Origin of the sequence: Argonema antarcticum A004/B2 (genome assembly GCF_023333585.1) — a bacterium.
Taxonomy (GTDB): Bacteria; Cyanobacteriota; Cyanobacteriia; order Cyanobacteriales; family Aerosakkonemataceae; genus Argonema; species Argonema antarcticum.
The window spans coordinates 20,314-28,617 of record NZ_JAIQZN010000090.1; the positions used below are offsets into that span (position 1 = coordinate 20,314).

An 8,304-nucleotide genomic window follows, 5' to 3' on the forward strand; every position below is an offset into this window, starting at 1 on the left:
TTTTCCATTTATAGCCAAAGTTAAGATACGTTAAGACCAGTAGAAAGCTATCAAAGCAAGGAAAAGAATGTGTTTTTACTCAGCACTCAGCACTCAGCACTCAATATGTGGGAATTTTTCAACCAACTATTGTCGCCAACACAGTATATGCCTCACGGTAACTGCTACCTCTGGGAGACTCCACTGGTTTGGCTGCACGTGCTTTCAGATTTGTTCATTGCGATCGCTTATTTCTCTATTCCAGCGATGCTGATCTACTTCATCTACAAGCGCAATGAGATCCCCTTTTTAGGCGTATTTGGCTTATTTGGAGCCTTCATCATCCTTTGTGGCACGGGTCACTTGCTCGAAATCTGGACGCTCTGGCATCCAGCATACTGGGTATCGGGTGCAGAAAAAGCATTGACCGCCCTAGTCTCCTGCTATACTGCCGTCGAAATGGGAGTGCTGCTGCCTCAATTTTTAGCTCTGAAAACTCCAGAACAACTAGAAGCGGTTAACCGAGAGCTGCAAAATCAGATTGTCGAACGCGAACGGGCAGAAGAAGTTCTACACAATATTGTGGTAGCAACAGCCTCGGTGACGGGTGAAGAATTTTTTCCAGCCGTTGTTCGCCATCTGGCAGAAGCCCTGGGAGTTCGCTACGCTTTTATTGCTGAAATTGTCAGCGAAGAGCCCGACAAATTGCAGACTCTTGCTTTCTGGGCAGATGATAATCTGGAGACAAACTTCGAGTACAACATAGCCGGTACTCCCTGCGCAACAGCGATCGAACAAGCAAAGCTGTGTTACTACCCTTCAGGGGTGCAGGAACTCTTCCCAGAAGCTAAGGGGTTAGCAGTTATGGGTGTAACCTGCTGTCTAGGAGTGCCAGTGCTTGACTCATCGCGACAGCCGATCGGTATTTTGTGCGTTAATCATGACAAACCCCTCTCGGACTTGGAGAGCGCCAAAGCAATTATGAAAATCTTTGCCGCACGAGCTGCTGCCGAAATTCAACGCCAGTGGGCACAGGAAAGTCTGCGCCGCGCTTACGATGGGTTAGAAGTTCGGGTTCAAGAACGCACCGCCGAGTTATCAGAAACGCTCCATACCCTTGAAGCTGAAATTGTCGAACGCAAAAAAGTAGAACTGGCTTTAGAGCAAGAGCGCCAACAATTGCGACAAATTGTTACCAACGCACCTGTAGCGATGGCGATGTTTGATACCGAAATGCGGTATCTCGCCTACAGCGATCGATGGCTGAAGGATTACGACCTGGACGGGCTATACTTGATCGGGCTCAAGCACTATGAAGTTTTACCTGAGATTTCAAAGCAAACAAAAGCAATTTATTCGCGGGCGCTGCAAGGAGAAGTCATCTCCTTACCCGAAGATGCGATCGAGCGTGAAGATGGCACTAAACTCTATCTCCGCTGGGCTGTCCAACCCTGGTGCATTCAAACATCTGACTTAGGGTATACCAACCAAAAGCCTAATAATTTAGAATCTCAAATTTTTAATTCAAAATCTAAAGTTGGTGGCATCATCATCGTGACTCAAGTGATTAACGAATTGGTAGAAGCACGAGAAGCAGCCTTAGAAGCTGCCCGGATGAAATCTATGTTTTTAGCCAACATGAGTCACGAAATCCGCACTCCGATGAACGGCGTGCTGGGAATGACAGACTTACTTTTAAAAACAACCCTGACAAACCACCAGCAAGAATTTATGCAGACTATCAAAATCAGTGCCGAAACCCTGCTAGCACTGATTAATGATATTCTCGATTTCTCCAAATTGGAAGCTGGGAAAATGCGGCTCCAAATGCGGGTATTCGATCTAAATACCACTATAAAAGAGGTGTTAAGCCTGCTACAAGCACAAGCTAATACTAAAGGCATAAGACTGCTTAGCTCAATCGATCCCAACGTACCGCAGCAATTAATCGGAGACCCGCACCGCCTGCACCAAATTCTCACTAATTTGGTAGAAAACGCGATTAAATTCACTGACAAAGGAGAAGTGACGATCGCAGTTGAGCGGCATAAAAAGAACTTAAAAGTCAGCAGTTATGATTCAGAAAAAAACCTGAATTCAGAATTCAATATTTTGTTTGGTGTTCGAGATACTGGAATTGGCATTAAAACCGATCACCAGAAAAAACTGTTTCAATCCTTCTCTCAAGTGGATGGCTCGACCACGAGAGCTTATGGAGGTACGGGTTTGGGTTTGGCAATTTGCAAGCAGCTAGTAGAGTTGATGGAGGGTGAAATTGGCGTAGAGAGTGAGGTGGGTAAAGGGTCGGTATTCTGGTTTACAGTACCTTTGCAAAAAAGTCAAGTGTTAGCAGTAATGGGTAATAAGTCATCGGCGATCGGTAATCGAGAAGAAGCTAATCAATCCGATCGGCTGTGGTGGGATACCCCTGGTTTGCCTATTATTAATTACCCATTATTAACATCAAATCTCAAAATATTGTTGGTTGAAGATATGCCCATCAACCAAAAAGTTGTGCTAAATCAATTAAAAATATTGGGCTATAATGCTGATTGTGCTGCCAATGGTCAAGAAGCGCTCGAACTAATCACAAACACTAGCTACGATTTAGTATTAATGGATTGTCAAATGCCAGTGCTAGATGGCTACGAAACAACAAAGAGAATTCGTATTAGGGAATGTCAGGATCGGCATACCATAGTTATTGCTTTGACTGCTCACGCTATGAGCGGCGATCGCGAAAAGTGTCTGGCAGCTGGAATGGATGACTATATAACTAAACCCATTTCTACCAAACAATTGTCAGAAGTTATAGAGCGATGGATACAAACAAAGGATGAAAGCACAAATATTCTGGATAACCGACAACAAGATATAAATACTGAATCTCAACCTCCAGCAGATAATTCCATGAATTTAGAATCCCCAATCCAGTCCCCAACCGAAGAAATTGTCGATCGCGTCCGTCTCTACGAAATCGCCAGAGGAGACGCCGAATTTCAACTAGAACTACTCCAAGCTTTTATGGAAGATGCTCCAACTTACCTAGAAGAAGCCAGGGAAGCACTGCTTTCAGGAGATTGCAACACCCTCGGTCGTCGCGCTCACCAGCTTAAAGGAGGGAGCGCTACCGTGGCTATTCGATTCATGCCAGACCTCGCCGCAAAGTTACAGAATCAGGCAGAATCAAACCAGCTAGATGGTGCATTGCAAATTATAGCACAATTGGAAAAAATACTGGAGCGGGTCAACACCTTCATTGCTAATTGGTAACAAGCAATGGTAATTTTAGATGGCAAATTTAATATTTTAAATTTCCAATTTGCAATCCAAAATTTTCTCGCTCAATCACCTTTTCCCCTCTCTTCCCCTAGCAAGAAAGCCTAAGAGTGCAGGATGGCGGAAATAACTCACCACTAAAAATTGCCAATGATTGCTCTGGAAATCTTGATTTTTACAACTGACAACTGACAACTGACAACTGACAACTGACGACTGACAACTGACAACTGACAACTGACAACTGACAACTGACAACTGACAACTGACGACTGACAACTGACAACTGACGACTGACAACTGACAACTGACAACTGACAACTGACAACTGACGACTGACAACTGACAACTGACAACTGACAACTGACAACTGACAACTGACCACTTGCACTAGCCCATCACCTTTCCATGTCAAAAATTCTTGTAGTTGAAGATGATTCCGCAACTCGATTACTTCTTAAAAGAGACCTGCAACTAGAAGGCTATGAAGTTGCTGTAGCTAAAAATGGTGAAGAAGGACTAGAAAAAGCATTGAATTTACGTCCGGCTTTAATACTTTGCGATTGGATGATGCCGCTGATGGATGGAGTAGAGGTTTGTCGTCGCCTCAAGGCAACTCCCGATCTAGCTAGCACATTTTTTATTTTGCTGACAGCTCGCGATTCTGTAGCCGATCGAGTTCAAGGTTTAGATGCCGGAGCAGATGATTTTGTCTCTAAACCAATCGAATCAAATGAATTGTTGGCACGGGTACGAGCAGGATTGCGAGTCTATCAATACCAGCAACAATTGAGCGAAACCAATCAGCAACTAAGCCAAACTTTGCAGGAATTACAACAAACTCAGGCTCAACTGGTGCAAAGCGAAAAAATGTCTAGCCTCGGTCAAATGGTGGCAGGAATTGCTCACGCAATTAATAACCCGATCGCTTTTATCAGCGGCAATCTCGCTCATACCAGAAACTCCATCGCTGACCTGCTAAACCTAATCCATCTTTATCAAAGACACTACCATAATCCTGTTTCTGAGATTCAATTGGCATTGGAAAATATCGATTGGGAATTTCTGAGTGAAGACCTCCCAAAAAGCTTGGAATTAATGTCATCAGGAGCAAATCGGATTCGCGATCTTGTGGTAAAGTTAAAGAGTTTTTCTAGGCTGGACGAAGCTGAAATAAAACAGGTTGACATTCACGAAGGTATTGATAATACTCTTTTACTTTTGGAACACAGATTGTCTAAAAATTCTTCAGATAATCTCTCTACTAATGACAGCCTGATTTTAGATTCTGGATTGCCGATTTTGGATGATTCGGAATCTTCGCTACAAACCTCTAATTTCAACGATGGAACAAATCCAAAATCGAATTACGATGCTAAAATTAAAGTTATTAAGGAATACGGCTATCTGCCGATTGTAGAGTGTTATCCCGCTCAGCTGAATCAGGTATTCTTCAATATTCTCAACAACGCAATTGATTACCTTGAGGAGGAGAATGGAGAAGCGCCTACACCCTCGATTTGGATTCGGACTAGGCTTTTGGATGGAAATTGGGTAGAGATTGCGATCGCCAACAACGGATCGGGAATGACGCCAAATATTATACAACAAATATTTAATCCTTTCTTCACCACCAAGCCAGTCGGCAAAGGCACTGGGTTAGGATTGGCAATTGCCTACTCAATTGTTGTTGACAAGCACAAAGGACTGTTAGAATGCAGGTCATCAAAGGGCGAGGGTACAGAGTTTTTGATTAAAATACCAACTCATCAACAAGTTTAATAAAAAAAATGCGTTTAATGGTTTTATAGTAACATTTTTCAAAAAAATATCAAAATTGTAGAAAAACTTAACAAATCTAAAAAATCTGTTTAAACCTTTAGCATAGGTTTGGCCAACTTTATTAAAAGTTATCATTTTTGTATCTAAATATACTGCCCTAGTTAGCTTCGTTGCTGCCTCCGATCGCGAGCGAGAATGTCGGAAGTATAACGCTTGCTACATCAGGTTTTCACACATAAATGAGAATGATAATCATAAATTTTATGGGGCTGGCTGGTATCCCTAAAATTAGGACTTGCTTTTTCCAACTTTTTGTGCAAATATACTGGTTACCTGGTAAGTACAGTAAATCTACTGGTTTACCGTAGATTAAAAAAAACCAGGAAAAATCTGATGTCGATCGCAGACTCAGATCGGTTTTCCTATTGGCTCGCTGGCGACAAAATCAGGGTAAAAAAAGAAGCACGAAAAAAAACTTTAGCTTGGGATTATCGCGCGATGAAGTACAGTGTTTTTTCTCCCACTCTCCCACTCTTTAAAATGCTGTACCTCACTAAAAAACAAAAACGCTGTAACCGGGTTTTTCAGTAGCTCCCGGTCACCAAAAAACTGACATTATCCAAATAAAGATTGCACCGCCTTCGGTACAATCTTTAAATCATTTAGCGAGCATTAAAACAGGAGGAATTCTCGTCAATGTCGTATCGCCGTCTGAGAAAGTGGGCGTTGTTCCCATCATGGAAAAAAATTAGTTTACCAGCTTTTTTTGAGAAGTCAGCAAAGTTGCTCAAATCCTCTTTTTTCAGAGGTTTCATTTTACTCTTTGCTGTAGGATTGGGTTTTACTTGGTTAATTCCTCAACCTGCCCGAAGTCAGCAACCTGGGAACGTCGAACTGACCCTTGTTTCCTTTGCTGTTACCAAATCCGCTTATGACAGGATTATTCCAGGCTTTGTGGCGAAATGGAAAAGAGAACATAACCAGAATGTTAGGTTCAACCAAAGCTACGGCGGGTCTGGTTCGCAAACTCGTGCTGTTATTGATGGTTTGGAAGCTGATATAGTACACTTGGCTCTGGCTTTTGATATCACTCGCATTCAACAAGCTGGTCTCATCCAACCGGGATGGGAGCGAGAAGTACCAAACGGCGGGGTTGTTAGCAAATCTGTTGCGGCTTTGGTGACACGACCCGGTAATCCCAAACGAATACAAAACTGGTCTGATTTAGCTAAAAGTGGTGTCAAGGTGATTACTGCTAATCCCAAAACCTCTGGTGTGGCTCGCTGGAACTTCTTGGCTTTGTGGGGTTCTGTGACTCAAAATGGGGGAAATGACCAAGCAGCCCGTAACTTTGTTGGCCAGGTTTATGCAAACGTGCCGGTTCTTCCCAAGGATGCCCGCGAAGCATCGGATGTGTTCTACAAGCAGGGGCAAGGAGATGTGCTGATCAACTATGAAAACGAAATCCTCTTGGCGAGACAGCAGGGTGAAACAGAACCTTTCATAATACCCCAAGTGAACATTTCTATTGACAACCCTGTAGCTGTGGTCGATAAAAACGTGGACAAACATAGAACTCGTGCGGTAGCACAGGCTTTTGTCCAATATCTTTACACTCCTGAAGCCCAACGAGAATTTGCTAAAGTTGGTTTCCGACCTGTTAACGCGACGGTAGCCGGAGAATTTAGCAGGAACTTTCCCCGGATTGGCAAACTTTTTACGATCTCCCAGCTAGGAGGTTGGGATGGAGCGCAAAGGAGGTTCTTTGCTGATGGGGGGATATTCGATCAAATTCAGGTGGCGCGTAGGTAGTCAGCGGTCACGCTTTTAATTTGACTGTTGGTAAAGGTGTTGGGCGTTGGTACTATTTTTAATAGCCTGAGACTCAACACCCAACAGTTTTTCATCTGAGGTTGATAAAAAAAGCAGGAGTTAACTCCTGCTTTTTTTATTAACCTCAGATGAAAATTTAGGGAGGGTTTTATTCGATCGAATTCGGCATTCCCATTCGCCGTAACCAACGTCCGTGGGAGGTTATCCCAGCCCAGACAGACTTGTGTTCGTTGTACTGCACCCCAAATTCCTGGCAGGTTTCCTCCACCAACTTGGAAATGGCAGGATAATTGACATGGCAAATCTGGGGCAAAAGGTGGTGTTCAACTTGAAAGTTGAGTCCGCCCACGAACCAAGAGACTACAGGGTTGTAGCGGGCAAAGTTCACCGTCGTTTCAGCCTGATGTATCGCCCAAGCGTTATCGATCCTTCCGGTGTCCTCCAGGGGCAGAGGGAACGAAGCTTCTTCAACGACGTGGGCTAATTGAAACACAACGCTGAGAATTATACCCAACGCGATCGCACTCACGCCGTAGAATATGAGGACGACCCAGACAGAGTGAAACAGCAGGGGAATCCCGAAAGCCAAGGTAAAGAAGATCCCTTTCTCCATCAAAAAGATGAACAACTCCCACCCCGTCGGGCGCGGATATGGGCGCTCGCCAATTTGTCCAATCAGGACATTGTGGAAATCATCGTAAAGCTGCCACCGGATCGCCATTAGCCCGTATAGCAGCCAGAGGTAATAGTGTTGCCATTGATGAAACGAAAACCACTGTTGGTGAGGGGTTAGCCGACCGAAAATGCCGATGTCTAGGTCACTGTCATGAGCCTTGATGTTGACATACATATGATGGAACACAGCGTGCTTCCAGTGCCAGTTGTAGGAACTGCCGCCGAGCAGCGCTATGGTCATTCCTGTCAGCTTATTCACCCACGGAATGCTCGAATAAGCCTGATGTCCGCCGTCGTGCTGAATGTTGAAACCGATTCCGGCGGCCACTATACCAAGTAGAATGGAGAGGGGTAGCGCCTGCCACCATGTCTGGGCTTTGAACACTAATAATCCATACAATAGGGCGAAACTCAACAGTAGGATAGCTGTCTTCACATACATCTGCGGACAGTCTCGTTTCTGCCGTCCGGTGAAGAGGAAGAATTCATCAACGCGCCGCTGAAGCTCTACTTGAAAAGCATTGTTCTTTTGGAATTTTAATTTTCTGCCAAATTCTACTGCGCTAGAGGCTAGGCGTTCCTGGCTCTCTTGAATATCTTGCCTCTGGGGCATGGCTTCTCCTTAAAAACTTGTGGAAGTTAAGCTTGATTTTATAGTGATGGGGGAACACCTAGTGCAAGTGGTCAGTGGTCAGTGGTCAGTGGTCAGTGGTCAGTGGTCAGTGGTCAGTGGTCAGTGGTCAGTGGTCAGTGGTC

5 protein-coding genes are annotated in these 8,304 nt (G+C 44.3%); 3 read left to right on the forward strand and 2 right to left on the reverse strand.

Features of this window, described 5'->3' with window-relative positions:
* Nucleotides 1–69: 69 nt before the first annotated feature.
* Nucleotides 70–3,252 (forward strand): ATP-binding protein, encoded by a 3,183-nt coding sequence (locus LAY57_RS28065; protein ID WP_249070471.1) that lies wholly within the window; start codon nt 70–72, stop codon nt 3,250–3,252.
* Between the two features lie 75 nt (nt 3,253–3,327).
* On the opposite strand, the gene LAY57_RS28070 is transcribed toward LAY57_RS28065, so the two are convergent.
* A complete protein-coding gene (locus LAY57_RS28070; RefSeq protein WP_249070472.1) occupies nt 3,328–3,600 on the reverse strand; it encodes a hypothetical protein in 273 nt (90 codons plus the stop codon).
* A 66-nt stretch (nt 3,601–3,666) separates the two neighbouring features.
* Here LAY57_RS28070 and LAY57_RS28075 point away from each other — a divergent pair, with 66 nt between their 5' ends.
* A complete protein-coding gene (locus LAY57_RS28075) occupies nt 3,667–5,040 on the forward strand; it encodes a sensor histidine kinase (RefSeq protein WP_249070473.1) in 1,374 nt (457 codons plus the stop codon).
* Between the two features lie 696 nt (nt 5,041–5,736).
* Nucleotides 5,737–6,852, forward strand: coding sequence for a sulfate ABC transporter substrate-binding protein (locus LAY57_RS28080; protein WP_249070474.1), 1,116 nt, complete (start codon nt 5,737–5,739; stop codon nt 6,850–6,852).
* 169 nt (nt 6,853–7,021) lie between these two features.
* Here LAY57_RS28080 and LAY57_RS28085 read toward each other — a convergent pair whose 3' ends face one another.
* Nucleotides 7,022–8,161 carry a fatty acid desaturase family protein gene (locus LAY57_RS28085; RefSeq protein ID WP_249070475.1) on the reverse strand — a complete coding sequence of 380 codons (1,140 nt, stop codon included), beginning with the start codon at nt 8,159–8,161 and terminating at the stop codon, nt 7,022–7,024.
* Nucleotides 8,162–8,304 lie beyond the last annotated feature (143 nt).